Source organism: Sinorhizobium saheli (assembly GCF_001651875.1).
Taxonomy (GTDB): domain Bacteria; phylum Pseudomonadota; class Alphaproteobacteria; order Rhizobiales; family Rhizobiaceae; genus Sinorhizobium; species Sinorhizobium saheli.
Genome location: NZ_LNQB01000071.1, coordinates 81,019 through 97,317, shown reverse-complemented (window position 1 = coordinate 97,317; position 16,299 = coordinate 81,019). Strand labels below are relative to the sequence as shown.

The window sequence follows — 16,299 nt, the reverse complement described above, 5'->3', positions numbered from 1 at the left end:
GAAGACATGTTTGAACGGTTTCGAGCGTTTCTCGAAGGATTGACGGGACCCGGCCCGCGGATCGAAAAGGATGATCCGCGCATTGCCGTGATCGGGCTCTGTTTCCAGGTCATGGAGGCGGACGGCGCGGTCCGCTTCTCCGAGCGCCGCAAGATGCGCAAGCTCATCAAGGAGCACTACAGGCTCGACAAAGCAGCCCTCGATGCGCTCATCGAGGCGGGAGAGACGGCCGAAAACGAGGCGATCGACTTCTATCGCTTCACCGCGGAGATCAAGCGCCACCTTTCGGAGGAGCAACGGATCGAACTCGTCGGCATGCTGTGGGAAATCGTCTATGCCGACGGCAAGCGCAGCGAGATGGAAGACCACGCCATCTGGCGGATCGCCGACCTGCTCGGCGTCTCCGGGCGCGACCGGGTCTTGAAACGGCGGGAAGCTGCCGCCAAGATCGACATCGAGGAGGACAACGAGGCGCAACAGGAAAGCTGACGATGCCGCAGGAAGCGAGCGACGCCAAAAGACCCGTCCTCATCGTGCTCCACCAGGAGCGGTCGAGTGCTGGCCGGGTGGGCCACATTCTGCAGCAGAAGGGCTTCCCGCTCGATATCCGCCGCCCGGCGCTGGGCGACGAGTTGCCGCCGACGCTCGAGGGCCACTCGGGCACGATCATCTTCGGCGGACCGATGAGCGCGAACGACGAGGAGGACTTCGTCCGCCGCGAGATCGACTGGCTGTCGGTGCCGCTTCTCGAAAACAAGCCCTATCTCGGCATATGCCTCGGGGCGCAGATGCTCGCCCGCAATCTCGGCGGCAAGGTCGCGCCCCACCACGAGGGCATGACCGAGATCGGCTGGTATCCGTTGCGGGCCACGGAGGCCGGCAGGGCGCTGATGGACTGGCCGGCCATGGTCTATCATTTCCACCGCGAGGGCTTCGACCTGCCCAAGGGGGCAGAGCTCTTGGCAACCGGCGATACCTACCCGAACCAGGCCTTCCGCTACGGCGAGAACGCCTGGGGCATCCAGTTCCACGGCGAGCTGACGCGGGCGATGATGCACCGCTGGGTCGTGCACGGCGCCCACCGCTTCGTCCTCCCGGGCGCCCAGATGGGCAAGGCGCATCTCGAGGGCCGGATGCTCCACGACCACCCCTTGCGCACCTGGATGGAGAATTTCCTCGAATTGATCTTCCTGCGCGGCGAGGCGACAGAAACGCCCTGAGTGGCAACAAATGCCCCTCACCCCAGCCCTCTCCCCGTTTTGACGGGGAGAAGGGGCTGAGGCGGCGCCGCGTGTCCCCTCTCCCCGCCAAAACGGGGAGAAGGTGCCAGCAGGCGGATGAGGGGCCTTCTCCAACGGTACGATCACCCCCAACATAGAAAGAAGATGCGCGGCAAGCGAAAGACGCCCCTCGCCCGGAAGAGGCCGCCGCTCCATCTGTTTGTTTGTGCCGCATTTGTGCCACGTCAGGTGATTCCACCTGGCTGCAAAATGCTCCAAACATGATCGCGCCGCGCCCCGCAGCGCACTTGCCCGTTCAGTTCCCAATGTCTACATGTCGGTAGACAACGAATTGGAGACTGGCATGATTGCTGTCATCGCAACCTTGAACTTCATTATCAACATAGCCTGGTTCCTGATCATAGCCTCGGCCATCTTCTCCTGGCTCTATGCCTTCAACGTGATCAACGTGAACAACCACGCGATCAACATGATCGGCCGCTCGCTCTATCAACTGACCGAGCCGCTCTACAGGCCGATCCGCCGCGTGCTGCCGGACATGGGCGGCGTCGATCTCTCGCCGCTGGTCGTTTTGGTTATCCTCTATTTCATCTGGTACTTCCTCAACACCACGGTCGCTTCGGCGGTGATCGGCATATAAGTGCACGCGGCGCTGACCAGCCACGAAGACCATGTCCGCCTGACCGTGCGGCTGACGCCGAACGGCGGCCGCGACGCGATCGACGGCTTTGAAACGGCGGCCGACGGCGCGGAGCACCTCAAGGTGCGGGTGCGCGCGGTACCGGAAAAGGGCAAGGCGAACGAGGCGCTGGTCATCGTCCTCGCCAAGGCGCTCGGCATCGCCAGGAACCGGATCACGCTCGTCTCCGGCGACACGCAGCGCAAAAAAATCCTCCGGATCGAGGCCGACCCGGAGGAGATCAGGAAACGCCTCGCCGAACTCGTCGGCGGGACGGAATGATTACTTCTTCGCCTTGGCGCGCTCGATCGCCTCGACGATCAGCTGACGGGCGACGCTCGCATCCTTCCAGCCGAAGATCTTCACCCACTTGCCGGGCTCCAGATCCTTGTAGTGCTCGAAGAAGTGCTCGATCTGCTTGAGGGTGATTTCCGGCAGGTCGGTATAGTCGTGCACCTTGTCGTAACGCTTGGTGAGATGTCCCGACGGCACGGCGATGACCTTCTCGTCCTTGCCGGAATTGTCTTCCATCATCATCACGCCGATCGGCCGGACATTGATGACGCAGCCCGGGATGAGCGGACGCGTATTGCAGATCAGCACGTCGATCGGATCGCCGTCATCGGAAAGCGTGTGCGGGACGAAGCCGTAATTGCCCGGATAGGTCATAGGCGTATAGAGGAAGCGGTCGACGACCAGCGTGCCGGCCTCCTTGTCCATCTCGTACTTGATCGGATGCCCGCCGACGGGGACTTCCACGATCACATTGACATCTTCCGGTGGATTCTTTCCGATGGAAATCGCGTCGATCCGCATGAGCACCTCCAGGTTATTGAAAAGTCGCCCCGTCGGATAAAGGGAAACATGCCGCGATGCAACATGACTTTCGTCCGACGGGCAGATTGCTCTAGGCGGACGACGCGGCCAAATGTGGGCGAAGCCGCGCCGGGGCGTCCGCCTACCGTGGAACGCGCAGAGACGGTGGAAGCACTCACTTCCAGACGAAGCCGACCTTCTTCAGGTGCTTTTCGCCAAAGTCTTCCATGCCCTCGGCGACATCGCGGCCGCCGGCCGAAAGGAAGAAGTTATAGGCGAGCTCGCTGTCCTCGAGGCACCAGACGACGAGGCCCTCGCAGCCGAGCGAATTGAGGAGGCTCTTTGCCTCGCCGAAGAGGATGCGGCCGAGGCCGATGCCCTGATATTCCGGGCGCAGGTAGATCTCGTAGATCTCGCCCTCCTGCGGCAGCGCCCGCGCCCGGCTCAAGCCCAGCGTCGCATAGCCGGCTATCGTCCCCGCAACGTCGACGACGAGCAGCGTCGCCGGCCCCCGCGTCGCCTTCCGCCACCACGTTTCGCCGCGGCGGTTGACCATCCGGACCAGGGGGCGGTGCGGGATGAGACCGCCATAGGTCTGCAGCCAGGAAACGCGATGCACGTCGGCGATCGCCGCCGCCTCATGCGGCTCCCCGGGCCTGACCTCGATCGAAACAGTCTTCATGACTCGACTCTAACCACACGCTCCGCCGAACCGGAATCCCGCCGGCCCGCCGCCTGGCGTTAACCCACAGGCAACTTTAACGGCTTCTTGCCGAAGGTTAACGCCTTTTTAACTTTGTCCGCAAGCCGGTCGCGAAAGGCACACACAGCAAAAAACCCCGGATCGCTCCGGGGTTTGCAAACGCGGCGGACGGGCATGTGTTTGCCCCTCGATTGGCCTGCCGGCCACCTTCGCCCCGTAAAGACGGGCGAAGGGAGTTCGCGGGCAGCACCGTGGTTTATTTCCGTATTCGCCGGGGACTTTAACGGCGCGGCATACCCCTTCTCCCCGTCAGAACGGGGAGAAGGTCGCGGCAGCGGGATGAGGGGCGTCCCCCTAAGAATAAGAAGGCCGCTTACGCCGCGCCGGCCGTGCGGGCCTTCTCGAAGCGCTTGCGCTCGTGCGGGTCGAGGTGGAGCTTCCTCAGCCGGATCGACTTCGGCGTCACTTCGACGAGCTCGTCGTCCTGGATCCAGGAGAGCGCCCGCTCGAGCGTCATTCGGATCGGCGGCGTCAGGCGGACGGCCTCGTCCTTGCCGGCGGCGCGCATGTTGGTGAGCTTCTTGCCCTTCAAGACGTTGACCTCGAGGTCGTTGTCGCGGGTGTGGATGCCGACGATCATGCCCTCATAGACCTTCTCGCCCGGCTCGATCACCATCGGGCCGCGGTCTTCGAGGTTGAAGAGCGCGTAGGCGACCGCCTCGCCCGGCTCATTGGCGAGCAGCACGCCGTTGATGCGGCCGCCGATCTCGCCCTTGTAGGGCTGATAATCGTGGAACAGCCGGTTCATGATCGCCGTGCCGCGCGTGTCGGTCAGAAGCTCCGACTGGTAGCCGATGAGGCCGCGGGTCGGGGCGAAGAAGACGAGGCGGACGCGGTTGCCGCCCGACGGACGCAGTTCCACCATCTCGGCCTTGCGCTCCGACATCTTCTGCACGACGACGCCGGAATGCTCCTCGTCGACGTCGATGACCACTTCCTCGATCGGCTCGAGAAGCTGGCCGCTCTCGTCCTTGTGCATGACGACGCGCGGCCGCGAGACGGCAAGCTCGAACCCTTCGCGGCGCATCGTCTCGATCAGCACCGCGAGCTGCAGTTCGCCGCGGCCGGAAACGTAGAAGGAATCCTTCTCGGAGGATTCCTCGATCTTCAGCGCGACGTTGCCCTCCGCCTCCTTGAACAGCCGGTCGCGGATGACGCGCGAGGTCACCTTGTCGCCCTCAGTGCCGGCAAGCGGCGAATCGTTGACGATGAAGGACATGGTGACGGTCGGCGGATCGATCGGCTGCGCCTTCAACGGCTCGGTGACAGAGGGATCGCAGAAGGTGTCGGCGACGGTGCCCTTGGTGAGGCCGGCAATCGCGACGATGTCGCCCGCCTGGCCTTCCTCGATCGGCTGGCGCTCGATGCCGCGGAAGGCGAGGATCTTCGAAATACGCCCGGATTCGAGCACCGTGCCGTCCTGCGCCAGAACCTTGACCGACTGGTTGGGCTTGACCGAGCCCGAATGGATGCGGCCGGTGATGATGCGGCCGAGGAAGGGGTTCGCCTCGAGGATCGTGCCGATCATCCGGAACGGGCCTTCGGCCACCGTCGGCTCCGGCACGTGCTTCAGCACGAGGTCGAAGAGCGGCGCCATGCCCTGGTCCTTCGGCCCTTCCGGATTGACGTTCATCCAGCCGTCGCGGCCAGAACCGTAGAGTATCGGGAAGTCGAGCTGCTCGTCGGTCGCGTCGAGATTGGCGAAGAGGTCGAACACCTCGTTGATGACTTCCTCGTGACGGCCATCCGGGCGGTCGATCTTGTTGATCGCGACGATCGGCTTCAGCCCCACCTTCAGCGCCTTGCCGACGACGAATTTCGTCTGCGGCATCGGCCCCTCGGAGGCATCGACGAGCACGATCGCGCCGTCCACCATGTTGAGGATGCGCTCGACCTCGCCGCCGAAATCGGCGTGGCCGGGGGTGTCGACGATATTGATGCGCACGCCCTTCCAGACGACCGAGGTCGCCTTGGCGAGGATGGTGATGCCGCGTTCCTTTTCCAGGTCGTTGGAGTCCATGACGCGCTCGGCGACGCGCTGGTTGTCGCGAAACGCGCCCGACTGCTTCAGAAGCTCGTCGACGAGCGTCGTTTTCCCATGGTCGACGTGCGCGATGATCGCGATGTTACGAATGCTCATTTTTTCTCTCGGAAAGTTCTGGGCACGCGCAGCAAGGCGGGCACCGCTTTTTCAGTTGCCGCGCTCATACAGGTTTTTTTGCGATCGCGAAAGGGGCCAGAGGGGTCACTCAGCCGCACATTGCCGCTTGGGCGTCGCCTCAATGCATGGTCCGCGACGGCCACTCCTCGTCGAGGATGCGCAATGCGTCCTCGAGCGCGGCGACCAGGACATCGGTCAGTTCGTCGCCGTCATTGTTCAGGAGAAACAGCGCAACGGCCGCGTCCTGCGGGTCGCTGTAAGGCTCAACATCGTCAGACATCTCATCGTCCTTCCTTCGCCGGATTGCATTCCGGCCGTGCCCGCGACGATAGGAAGGCTGACTTGCGCAAAACTTGAGCGCGGCATTTGCTCGCGCCGCCCTTCTGCGCGCTGGAGCGGGATGCGGTCCCATGCGTTCGCGCCGCTCATCTGTCTGTTTTTGCCGCATTCGTGCGCCGTCAGGTGATTCCACCTCCATGCAAAATGCTCTAATGCCTGTCGCCCGAAAGGGTGCAGCGGTCTTGCGACACGACAGGCATGAAAGCAGGGCCCTGAAGCGCGTCGCCTGAATGCATTCGAGCGCGGCGCTTTCGGACGACGGAAATCACCTTCGGAGCAGACGATGGCGAAGAAGACGAAGCGCGACGAGGCCTATCACCTGCAGCGGCTCAAGGCCGAGTTTCCGGACCTCCACGCCGCCTTCGCGGCCGGCCGGATCCCGTCATTGCGCCAGGCGCTCGTGCTTGCCGGCCTGAAGCCCGAGCGCACGCGGCTGGAGAAGCTCAAGAATTCCTGGCTGAAGGCGAGCGACGCCGAGCGCGACGGCTTCCTCGCCTGGCTCGCCGCCACCGGCGCGCTCCCCCCGGCCGACGCAGCCCCCTCCACCGTCTGTCCGGCCGACCTGTTGGCCGCGCCGATCGCCAGCGGCCGCTACCTGCTTCCCGCGACGGTGGCCGCGATCCGGTCGATAATGGCGCGGCGCCGGCTGAAAGCCGACGAGGTAATGGCCGAGCTGGGCTTCCCGCCCGACGGTCGCCCGCTCGCCCGCGCGCTCACCCGCAACGCCAGTCTGAGACTATCGGTAATCGCGGCCTTGGAGCCGTGGCTGAAGAGGAATGCAGGAGAATAACGCGAAAGGCTGTGTCGCCGGCGCCAGGCCAGGGCACCGCACGAGGCGCGAACGCATGTGAGCGCATCCCGGTCTAATTGAGCGCTGAGGTGCCGCATATCCTTGAATTGACAAGAACCTCGCCGATCGGCGCGTTGGTCTCGGTCGTGTAGACACCGCGGATGTCGAGGTCCACCGCCATCATTGCCTTGAACTGATCAGTCTGGCACCACCTGTTCTTCATGTATTCTTTCCACGCAGGATCCCGCGGCAGCAAAGCAAACGTGTAGTAGTAGCTGAAGGTGCCGTCCTTGTAGTCGGCGCCCATCAATGTGGTGACCTCATCGAGCTTGGTCGGTCCCTTTATGGCGTTGGCGGCGTCCTCCATGGCCTTCTGGAACTGGGATCGCCATTGCTCACACAACGCCGTGCTGACCCGCAAGCTGGCAAGCTGTTGTCCGTCTTGCGATACGTACTTTCCTTCGACGGTTGCGCCTAAGTCGATCATCGCCTTGAAGTCCGGCGACTTGCACCACCTATTTGTCATTATATCCTGCCAACTACTGGAAAAATTGGCGTTTTTATCCGAAATTTCATAAACGTAACGGAACGTCTCCTTGTCGACCTCTACCGCCTTCAGGCTGGTGATGGCATCGAGCTTCGCTGGCACGGGAATGGCTTCCGCCGCTTCCTTCAGAGATGCCTCCAAGCCATTATTCTGCACCTCGTACCGGATGACTTTATCTTGCAATTGCGCATCATTCTGTGCTCCGTCGGCTGCCTGAGCCGCCTGCCTCTCGACCCACCGGCTAACCCCTTCTGCTGCTCCCATCATCAGGACGCCCAACGTGACGAGCACGATGCTCCTCACGACCCGCGGGATACCCGATTCCGGCCTTTCCAGGGACGCCGCGAACAGCAAGGCCAGGTTCGCGAATGGGACAAAGGACAGGAACCACTTGTCTCGCGTGCCATAAGCATCGTTCGACCGCGCCGCTGCGCTGATCCCGGCAAGAGCCCCGATTGGGATTAGCGAACCATAGCTCAGGGCGACGATTGCCGCGAGGTAGTCATTCTTAATGGCGTCCTGGATTCCAAGAGCAAAAAGCGAAGTCATTGCACAAAGGAGGAACGACAGACCCGTTATCAGGAAGTATGCTGGCCGGCTGAGCTTAAGTTCGTACTTTGTGAAAGCCAGGGCGGCCGCCGCCGAGACGAATAGGACCGCCCATGCCAACGCGAGCGAGCCTAATTCTCCGATCTGTAGAATTCGATAAGCTAAAGCTTCCATGTCGCCGCCTCGGTAGAATTGTGGCACACCTTTCCTAGCCTGCAGGTGCTCTGAACCGACAACGTCCATGGTAAGAGCGCGCCTCTCGGCAAGTTATGCGAGAAATACCGGTTCCACATGACTGATGAGTAAACGGACGCGGGAAAGAATCTCCGCGCGAAACGTCAGCCGTAACTAAGCGTGTGAGCCAGACGGCATCCCGGGTGTGAGCTGGGGACAGATCCGCATTTGGGGCGATCGCCGAGATTTGCCTATGGCGGAGAGGGGGGGATTCGAACCCCCGATGGGCTTGCACCCATGCCGCATTTCGAGTGCGGTGCATTCAACCACTCTGCCACCTCTCCGCGGGGCCGGTTGGCGCTGTTTGAGCGCGGGCGGTACATAGCGGCAGTTTTTGCCGCTGGCAAGGGCTCTTTGGAAGAATATCTGCCATCGGGCGGCTTCCGCCTTGACAAGCAAGGGCGACTCCCGTAATCCGCGCCATGAGGTGGTGTGGGGTCATCCCGCGCCGCGACCCGGGTGTTCGTGCCCGTTCACTGGCGAAGGTCGAGGGTTTCCCGAGGCGCTTCGCTCTAATGTAACGACTGATAAAAAGACGGCCTTGCCTTTTTAAGGCAAAGAGCCGGACCGAACATGAAAGGACAAAATATGTTCGCAGTCATCAAGACCGGCGGTAAGCAGTACCGCGTGGCGGCCAACGACGTCATCACCATCGAGAAGCTGGAAGGCGTCCAAGGCGACAAGATCGAATTCACCGAGATCCTGATGGTCGGCACCGGCGCCGATGCCACCATCGGCGCTCCGTTTGTCGAAGGTGCCGTCGTCAGCGCCGAGGTCGTGGGACAGGGCCGCGCCAAGAAGGTCATCGCCTTCAAGAAGCGCCGCCGCCAGAACTCCAAGCGCTCGCGCGGCCATCGCCAGCATCAGACGACCGTCCGCATCCTGGACGTCGCAGCCAGCGGCGGCAAGGCGAAGAAGGCTTCGAAGAAGACCGAAGCCGCCGCCGAAGAAGCCGCAAACTGAGTTCCGGGATCGAAGGTTTAAAGGAGAACACCAATGGCACACAAGAAAGCTGGCGGTTCGTCGCGCAACGGTCGCGATTCTGAGTCCAAGCGCCTTGGCGTGAAGAAGTTCGGCGGCGAAGCCGTCGTTGCAGGCAACATCATCGTGCGCCAGCGCGGCACCAAGTGGCATGCCGGCGCCAATGTCGGCCTGGGCAAGGATCATACGATTTTCGCGCTTACGGCAGGCAACGTGGACTTCCGTACGAAGGCCAACGGCCGAGTCTACGTGTCTGTAATGCCAAAAGCCGAAGCAGCGGAATAAGCCGGTAGCGCTCTAAAACAGCCGGCGTCTCATCGACCCGGCTGACGCACCTGCAAGGTTCAAGGCCAGACTTCAAAGGGGAGATGGGACGGTACCCAACTCCCCTTTTCGCATGTCTGGAGGAAGAACCATGCAAACCGAGCTCTTGAGGGAAGACCAATCCCGGTCTCCCGAACAAAGGCTGAGGCCTCTAAGGTCAAGGACCGACTGCCCGATATTGTTATCGCCCCGGCTCGTTTTGCGTGCGCCGCATGAAGACGATATCGACGCCCTTGCCCATCTTGCCAACAACGCCAACATCGCCACCATGGTCTCGCGCATGCCGCACCCCTACACCACGGCGGATGCGGCCGATTTCGTGCGACGCGCAAAAGCCGGCACGATTGGCAAGTGCGTCTACGCGATCACGAAAGCGGACAATGGCGCATTCCTCGGCTGCTGCGGGATCGAGCCGCATTCCGACCAGAGGACAGTCGAGCTCGGCTACTGGCTGGGCGAGCCCTACTGGAACCAGGGCTATGCGACGGAAGCCGCGCAAACCCTGACCGACATGGCCTTCCGCACCCGCGACATCGACCAGATCGATGCGCGCTGCCGGGTCATGAACGTCGCCTCGCGCCGGGTCATCCAGAAGTGCGGCTTCCAGTTCCAGGGCTCCGGCATGGTCGGCAGCCTCGCTGTCGGGGGCATGGTCCCGGTCGAGTGGTACCGGCTCGACCGCAAGACCTGGGTATCGCTCAGGAGCTGGGGAGGAAGCCGATGAACGCGCACGTTTCTGAACGCGCGCGCGTCGTCGCGCGTCATGATCCCGGCCCCTGCCCCTCGATCGAGACGGCGCGGCTGAAGCTTCGGCCGCACCGGCTTTCCGATGCGCCGGCGATCGCCGGATCGCTTGGCGACTTCGAGGTCGCGCGAATGCTTTCGCGCGTGCCGGCGCCCTATCACCAACAGGACGCACTCGACTGGCTCACCCGCCAGAGCGCCAGGGCGCTGCCCGATTGGACCCTCGCCGTCACCACGGGCGAGGATGTCCATATCGGCTGCGTCGGCATCGAGCTCAGGAACGGCGAATGGCATGTCGGCTATTGGCTGAACCGCTTCCATTGGGGCAAGGGGCTGATGAGCGAGGCGGTCCATGCCGCGGTCGAGCGCTTCTTTTGCCACATGCCGGAGGCGGTGCTCCGGTCCGGCGTCTTCGCCGACAATCCCGCCTCGCTCAAGGTGCAGGAGAAGCTCGGCTTCAAGATCACCGGCTGCAGCCAGATCTATGCGCTCGCCCGCAATGCAATGGTGGCGCATATCGAAACGCGGCTGACGGCCGAGGACCTCCGGCGGCCGAATTGAACACGCGAGAACCCGCCGGAGCCACGCGTCGGCGGGTTCTTTTTACACGATAATCTTTGACCTCTGCGGGAAGCGCCTATATCGATGGCGGCCTACTGAAATGAGATGGCGAGCCGATGAAATTCCTCGATGAAGCAAGAGTCTATATCCGGTCCGGGGATGGCGGCGCGGGCGCCGTCTCCTTCCGCCGCGAGAAATTCATCGAGTTCGGCGGCCCTGACGGCGGCGACGGCGGCCGCGGCGGCGATGTTTGGGTCGAGGCGGTCAACGGCCTCAACACGCTGATCGACTTCCGCTACCAGCAGCATTTCAAGGCGAAGACCGGCATGCACGGCATGGGCCGCAACCGTACCGGCGCCAAGGGTGCCGACGTGACGCTGAAGGTCCCCGTCGGTACGCAGATCTTCGAGGAGGACAACGAGACGCTTATCGTCGACATGGTGGAGGAAGGCCAGCGCTATCGGCTCGCCGCCGGCGGCAATGGCGGCTTCGGCAATGCGCACTTCAAGTCGTCGACGAACCAGGCGCCGAACTGGGCCAATCCCGGCCTCGAGGGCGAGGAGAAGACGATCTGGCTGCGGCTGAAGCTGATCGCCGATGCCGGTCTCGTCGGCCTGCCGAATGCCGGCAAGTCGACATTCCTCGCCGCCTGCACCCGGGCAAGGCCGAAGATCGCCAATTATCCGTTCACGACGCTCCACCCGAACCTCGGCGTCGCCACCATCGACGAGCAGGAGTTCATCATCGCCGACATCCCGGGCCTGATCGAGGGCGCCCATGAGGGCGTCGGCATCGGCGACCGCTTCCTCGGCCATGTCGAGCGCACCCGCGTGCTCCTGCATCTCGTCTCCGCGCAGGAGGAGGATGTCGCCCAGGCCTACAGGACCGTGAAGCACGAACTCGAGGCCTATGGCGGCGGTCTGGCGGAAAAACCGCAGATCGTCGCGCTCACGCAGATCGACGTGCTTACCGACGAGGATCTGAAGGCGAAAGCGAAGGCGCTCGCCAAGGCCTGCGGCGCGCCGCCGCTCCTCATCTCCGCCGTCACCAACAAGGGCATGAAGGAGGCGCTTCGGGCGCTGCGCGACGTGATTGCCGCCGCCAAGGCCGGCGAGGAGAAGGCGTGAGATGACGAAGACCCGCAAGGCGCTCGAGAAATACCGCCGGGTCGTCATCAAGACCGGCTCTGCCCTCCTCGTCGACCGCAAGAGCGGGCTGAAGAAGGCCTGGCTCGACGCGCTGTGCGCCGATATCGCGGCGCTGAGGGCCAAGGGCGTCGAGGTGCTCGTCGTCTCCTCCGGCGCCATCGCGATGGGCCGCACCGTGCTCGACCTCGCCTCGGGCGCCCTGAAGCTCGAGGAAAGCCAGGCGGCCGCGGCCGTCGGCCAGATCGCGCTTGCGCGCGCCTGGTCGGAAAGTCTGTCCACCCATGCGATCGTCGCGGGCCAGATCCTGCTGACGCTCGGCGACACCGAGGAGCGCCGCCGCTACCTGAATGCCCGCGCGACGATCGGACAATTGCTGAAGCTCGGCTCCGTGCCGATCATCAACGAGAACGACACGGTCGCGACGACCGAGATCCGCTACGGCGACAACGACCGGCTCGCCGCAAGGGTCGCGACCATGGTCGGTGCCGACCTGCTCGTGCTCCTCTCCGACATCGACGGGCTTTATACCGCGCCGCCGCATCTCGACCCGAATGCCCGCTTCCTCGAGACGATCGCCGAGATCACGCCCGAGATTGAGGCGATGGCCGGGGGTGCCGCCTCCGAGCTCTCGCGCGGCGGCATGCGCACCAAGATCGACGCCGGCAAGATCGCCACCACCGCCGGCTGCGCGATGATCATCGCCTCCGGCAAGCCGGAGCATCCGCTGGCCGCCATCGAAGCGGGCGCCCGCTCCTCCTGGTTCGCGCCGTCGGGATCGCCGGTGACCGCGCGAAAAACCTGGATCGCCGGGCAGCTTCTGCCGGCGGGTTCCGTCGCGATCGATGCCGGCGCCGAAGCGGCCCTCCGCTCCGGCAAGAGCCTGCTTCCGGCCGGCGTCCGGCAGGTGACGGGAAGCTTCAGCCGCGGCGACACGATCGCCATCCTCGGCGCGTCCGGCCGCGAGGTCGCGCGCGGGCTTGCCGGCTACGACGCGGACGAGGCGCGCCAGATCGCCGGCAAGAAATCGGCCGAAATCGGCGTGGTCCTCGGTTATGCCGGCCGCGCCGCGATGGTGCATCGCGACGACATGGTGATGACCGCCCCGGCCGCCGCGAGGGCCCAGGAGGAAAAGGATGAAAGAGAGGGCAAGCTCCATGCCTGACAGAATCGAGAACGGCGACGACGTCAACGCGATCATGCTGGAGATCGGCCGGCGTGCGAAAGCGGCCGCCCGACCGCTTTCGATCGCCGGCGCCGAGCGCAAGCGCGCGGCGCTCGTCGCGATCGCCGATGCGGTGATCGCCAGGAGCGGTGAAATCCTCGCGGCCAATGCCATCGATCTCGAAAACGCGCGCGAAACCGGCGTCGCCAAGGCCTTCATCGACCGGCTGACGCTGACGGACGGCCGCATCCGCGACATGGCGGACGGCATTCGCGCGATCGCCGGGTTCAAGGACCCGGTCGGCGAGGTGATCGCCGAATGGGACCGCCCCAACGGCCTGCACATCGAGCGCGTACGCACGCCGCTCGGCGTCATCGGCGTCATCTATGAAAGCCGGCCGAACGTCACGGCCGATGCCGGCGCGCTCTGCCTCAAGGCCGGCAATGCGGTGATCCTGCGCGGCGGCTCCGACAGCTTCCACTCGTCGCGGGCGATCCACGCCTGCCTCGCCGAAGGGCTGAGGGCCGCGGGGCTGCCGGAAGACGCGATCCAGATGGTGCCGGTCGCCGATCGCGCCGCCGTCGGCGCCATGCTTTCGGGCCTCGAGGGCGCGATCGACGTGATCGTGCCGCGCGGGGGAAAAAGCCTCGTCGCCCGCGTCCAGACCGAGGCGCGGGTGCCGGTCTTCGCCCATCTCGAGGGCCTCTGCCACATCTATGTCGACGCCTCGGCCGACCTCGACATGGCGCAGAGGATCGTCGTCAACGCCAAGATGCGCCGCACCGGCATCTGCGGCGCCGCCGAAACGCTGCTGATCGACCGGAACGCCGCCGGCAAGCTCGCGAAGCCGCTCCTCCAGGCGCTCGTCGATGCCGGCTGCGAGGTGCGCGTCACCGACGATCTCAAGGATCTCGCTCCCGGCTTGAAGAGTGCCCGCGACGAGGACTGGGCGACCGAATATCTCGACGCCATCATCTCGGCGAAACTGGTCGACGGCATTGCCGGCGCCATCGAGCACATCAACACCTGGTCCTCGGCCCACACCGAAGCGGTGATCGCCGAGGATCCGGCCGTCGTCAAGCGCTTCTTCTCCGAGATCGATTCCGCCATCCTCCTGCACAATGCCTCGACGCAATTTGCCGATGGCGGCGAGTTCGGCATGGGCGGCGAGATCGGCATCGCCACCGGCAAGATGCATGCGCGCGGGCCGGTCGGCGTCGAGCAGCTCACCTCGTTCAAATATCGCGTGCGCGGCACGGGACAGGTGCGGCCCTGACGACGGCGAGTGACCTGACGACGGCAAGTGACCTGACGCCGGGCGCAGTGGATGCGCGCTACCTGCGCATGCCCCATGTCGAAGGCGGCATGACGGTCGGCCTTTTCGGCGGATCCTTCAATCCGCCGCATGAGGGCCATGCGCTCGTCGCCGAGACGGCCTTGCGCCGGCTCGCGCTGGACCAGCTCTGGTGGCTGGTGACGCCCGGCAACCCGCTGAAGAACAACAGCAACCTCGCGCCGCTCAGCGAACGCATCGCCATGAGCGAGAAGATCGCCCCCAACCCGCGCATCAAGGTCACCGCCTTCGAGCAGGCGCTCGGCCAGAGCTACACGGCGCGCACGCTCGAAATCGTCCGGGCCCGCAATCGCGACGTGCGCTTCGTCTGGGTCATGGGGGCGGACAACCTGAAGAACTTTCACCGCTGGCAGAACTGGCGCAAGATCGTCGCCACCTTCCCGATCGCCGTCATCGACCGGCCGGGCTCCACCCTTGCCTATCTCTCGTCCCCGATGGCGAGGGCGTTCGGCTACGCCCGCATCGACGAGGTCGATGCGCAGACCCTCGCCTTCCGCCGCCCGCCCGCCTGGACCTTCATCCACGGCCCCCGCTCGGGCTTGAGCTCGACGGCGCTGCGCGCAACGGCGCCGCCGCGCGCCTGACGTCGCACGAATGCGGCAACAAACAGATAAGGGGAGGCGCGAACGCATGCGAGTGCATCCCGCTCTTGAGAAACAGGCAGCAAACCAAATCCGGGTCAATTGCGGCGATTCATGTCTCGTGTCTTGAAACAGGTGGGGTTTGGTGCCTACATTTACGGACGGTTCGAATTATGACCTCGAATCGCACGTGCTTGTTCTGTTCATTTGGAAAGGAAAGACCCTGACAACAGCACACGCCAAGGGATATGCGATCTCCGCAATCCCGCGCCGCACGGAATCGAGCGACGAAGCCGCTGTCCGTGCGCTTCAACTGGTCCTCGAAAGCCTAGAGGACTCAAAGGCAGAGGATATCGTTACCATCGACATTGCCGGAAAATCGGCGCTGGGAGACTTCATGGTCGTCGTCTCCGGGCGATCGAACAGGCATGTCATGGCGATTGCCGATCACCTGACCACGGACCTGAAGGACGAGGGGTTTGGCACCCCGCGGGTCGAGGGTCTCGAGGGTGGTGACTGGGTGCTGATCGACACCGGCGATGTGATCATCCACATCTTCCGGCCGGAAATCCGGGAGTTCTACAACATCGAAAAGATGTGGGCGGCTCCCGAGATCGAGGACGGCACCCTGCACTGAGACGCGCCGCCCGTACCTGACCCGTTAGCCTCGGGACGGAGCGACGACCGGTGCCGGATTTGCAATGCGGCTGTCATTGCCCGGACGGGTCAATGGCAGCAAGAAGAGTTTTGCCGGTCGAAAATCTTGGTCGACCGCGCACCGGTGGGGGCAGTTCGGGTCATGCGTATCGGACTTTTCGCAGTCGGCCGCCTCAAGGCGGGGCCGGAAAAGGACCTTGCGGGCCGCTATCTCGACCGTTTCGCCAAGGCGGGGCCGGCCGTTGGCCTTGAACTCGCGCGCGTGGTGGAGGTGGGCGAGAGCCGCGCCGCCAACGCGGAGACGCGCAAGCGCGACGAGGCCGCACAGCTCGAAAAGGCGCTTCCCGACGGCAGCCTGCTGGTGCTCCTCGACGAGCGCGGCAAGGCGGTGGATTCGGAAGCCTTCGCCGCCCTGCTCGGCGGCTTCCGGGACGGCGGCAAGCGCGATCTGATGATCGCGATCGGCGGCGCCGACGGGTTGGACCCGGCCCTCCATGCACGCGCCGACGCCGTCCTTTGCCTCGGCAAGATGACCTGGCCGCACCAGCTCGTCCGCATCCTGATCGCCGAACAGCTCTACCGGGCCGTCACCATTCTGTCCGGCCACCCCTATCACCGTGCGTGAACGACTCGAGCCGCGGCTTTTCATCGGGAAAAGGTGGCCGGCA

Annotated in this window: 20 protein-coding genes and 1 tRNA gene; 15 read left to right on the top strand and 6 right to left on the bottom strand. The window is 64.1% G+C overall.

Annotation, left to right across the window (positions count from 1 at the left end; translation table 11 throughout):
* The first annotated feature begins 6 nt into the window (after positions 1-6).
* The 4 genes from ATB98_RS11790 to ATB98_RS11775 all read left to right on the top strand — a co-directional run bounded on the left by ATB98_RS11790 (position 7) and on the right by ATB98_RS11775 (position 2,202).
* Positions 7-489: a tellurite resistance TerB family protein gene (locus tag ATB98_RS11790; RefSeq protein ID WP_066873775.1), complete on the top strand. Its 483-nt coding sequence runs from the start codon at positions 7-9 to the stop codon at positions 487-489.
* Positions 490-491: 2 nt separating this feature from the next.
* Positions 492-1,220 carry a glutamine amidotransferase gene (locus tag ATB98_RS11785; RefSeq protein WP_066873774.1) on the top strand — a complete coding sequence of 243 codons (729 nt, stop codon included), beginning with the start codon at positions 492-494 and terminating at the stop codon, positions 1,218-1,220.
* A 364-nt stretch (positions 1,221-1,584) separates the two neighbouring features.
* On the top strand, positions 1,585-1,881 hold the full coding sequence (locus ATB98_RS11780; RefSeq protein WP_153435933.1) for a YggT family protein: 297 nt from the start codon (positions 1,585-1,587) through the stop codon (positions 1,879-1,881).
* A complete protein-coding gene (locus ATB98_RS11775; RefSeq protein ID WP_066873770.1) occupies positions 1,882-2,202 on the top strand; it encodes a DUF167 domain-containing protein in 321 nt (106 codons plus the stop codon).
* Here the strand turns inward: ATB98_RS11775 and ppa are convergent, their stop codons facing one another.
* From ppa to ATB98_RS28915, 4 genes are all read right to left on the bottom strand, one after another.
* Complete coding sequence (gene ppa, locus ATB98_RS11770) at positions 2,203-2,736, bottom strand: inorganic diphosphatase (protein WP_066873768.1); 534 nt, start codon at positions 2,734-2,736, stop codon at positions 2,203-2,205. It abuts the gene before it with no gap.
* Between the two features lie 175 nt (positions 2,737-2,911).
* Positions 2,912-3,418, bottom strand: a complete 507-nt coding sequence (locus tag ATB98_RS11765) for a GNAT family N-acetyltransferase (RefSeq protein ID WP_066873766.1) — start codon at positions 3,416-3,418, stop codon at positions 2,912-2,914.
* A 394-nt stretch (positions 3,419-3,812) separates the two neighbouring features.
* Positions 3,813-5,639 (bottom strand): translational GTPase TypA, encoded by a 1,827-nt coding sequence (gene typA / locus ATB98_RS11760; protein WP_066873764.1) that lies wholly within the window; start codon positions 5,637-5,639, stop codon positions 3,813-3,815.
* Positions 5,640-5,778: 139 nt separating this feature from the next.
* The gene (locus ATB98_RS28915; protein WP_153435934.1) at positions 5,779-5,940 is read right to left on the bottom strand and encodes a hypothetical protein; all 162 of its coding nucleotides are present in this window, start codon (positions 5,938-5,940) and stop codon (positions 5,779-5,781) included.
* Between the two features lie 342 nt (positions 5,941-6,282).
* On the opposite strand from ATB98_RS28915, the gene ATB98_RS11755 reads away from it, so the two are divergent.
* On the top strand, positions 6,283-6,789 hold the full coding sequence (locus tag ATB98_RS11755) for a hypothetical protein (protein ID WP_066873762.1): 507 nt from the start codon (positions 6,283-6,285) through the stop codon (positions 6,787-6,789).
* A 73-nt stretch (positions 6,790-6,862) separates the two neighbouring features.
* On the opposite strand, the gene ATB98_RS11750 is transcribed toward ATB98_RS11755, so the two are convergent.
* Entirely contained in the window at positions 6,863-8,128 is a 1,266-nt protein-coding gene (locus tag ATB98_RS11750) for a hypothetical protein (protein ID WP_153435935.1), read from the bottom strand.
* A gap of 185 nt (positions 8,129-8,313) precedes the next feature.
* Positions 8,314-8,403, bottom strand: a tRNA-Ser gene (locus ATB98_RS11745).
* A gap of 304 nt (positions 8,404-8,707) precedes the next feature.
* Here ATB98_RS11745 and rplU point away from each other — a divergent pair.
* The 10 genes from rplU to rlmH all read left to right on the top strand — a co-directional run bounded on the left by rplU (position 8,708) and on the right by rlmH (position 16,256).
* On the top strand, positions 8,708-9,082 hold the full coding sequence (gene rplU / locus ATB98_RS11740) for a 50S ribosomal protein L21 (RefSeq protein ID WP_066873758.1): 375 nt from the start codon (positions 8,708-8,710) through the stop codon (positions 9,080-9,082).
* Positions 9,083-9,115: 33 nt separating this feature from the next.
* A complete protein-coding gene (gene rpmA, locus ATB98_RS11735) occupies positions 9,116-9,385 on the top strand; it encodes a 50S ribosomal protein L27 (RefSeq protein ID WP_026615463.1) in 270 nt (89 codons plus the stop codon).
* Positions 9,386-9,515: 130 nt separating this feature from the next.
* Entirely contained in the window at positions 9,516-10,148 is a 633-nt protein-coding gene (locus tag ATB98_RS11730; RefSeq protein ID WP_066873756.1) for a GNAT family N-acetyltransferase, read from the top strand.
* Positions 10,145-10,729, top strand: a complete 585-nt coding sequence (locus tag ATB98_RS11725) for a GNAT family N-acetyltransferase (RefSeq protein ID WP_066873754.1) — start codon at positions 10,145-10,147, stop codon at positions 10,727-10,729. The genes ATB98_RS11730 and ATB98_RS11725 overlap by 4 nt, the downstream gene beginning before the upstream one ends.
* Before the next feature lie 116 nt (positions 10,730-10,845).
* Positions 10,846-11,856: a GTPase ObgE gene (gene obgE / locus ATB98_RS11720; RefSeq protein WP_066873752.1), complete on the top strand. Its 1,011-nt coding sequence runs from the start codon at positions 10,846-10,848 to the stop codon at positions 11,854-11,856.
* 1 nt (position 11,857) lies between these two features.
* Complete coding sequence (gene proB / locus ATB98_RS11715) at positions 11,858-13,039, top strand: glutamate 5-kinase (protein WP_066873750.1); 1,182 nt, start codon at positions 11,858-11,860, stop codon at positions 13,037-13,039.
* On the top strand, positions 13,032-14,315 hold the full coding sequence (locus tag ATB98_RS11710) for a glutamate-5-semialdehyde dehydrogenase (RefSeq protein ID WP_066873748.1): 1,284 nt from the start codon (positions 13,032-13,034) through the stop codon (positions 14,313-14,315). Before proB ends, ATB98_RS11710 begins: the two co-directional genes overlap by 8 nt.
* Positions 14,316-14,383: 68 nt before the next feature.
* The gene (locus ATB98_RS11705; protein ID WP_066873926.1) at positions 14,384-14,977 is read left to right on the top strand and encodes a nicotinate-nucleotide adenylyltransferase; all 594 of its coding nucleotides are present in this window, start codon (positions 14,384-14,386) and stop codon (positions 14,975-14,977) included.
* Between the two features lie 142 nt (positions 14,978-15,119).
* Complete coding sequence (gene rsfS, locus ATB98_RS11700; RefSeq protein ID WP_174551904.1) at positions 15,120-15,611, top strand: ribosome silencing factor; 492 nt, start codon at positions 15,120-15,122, stop codon at positions 15,609-15,611.
* Between the two features lie 162 nt (positions 15,612-15,773).
* Positions 15,774-16,256: a 23S rRNA (pseudouridine(1915)-N(3))-methyltransferase RlmH gene (rlmH, locus tag ATB98_RS11695; RefSeq protein WP_066873746.1), complete on the top strand. Its 483-nt coding sequence runs from the start codon at positions 15,774-15,776 to the stop codon at positions 16,254-16,256.
* The last annotated feature ends 43 nt before the right edge of the window (positions 16,257-16,299 follow it).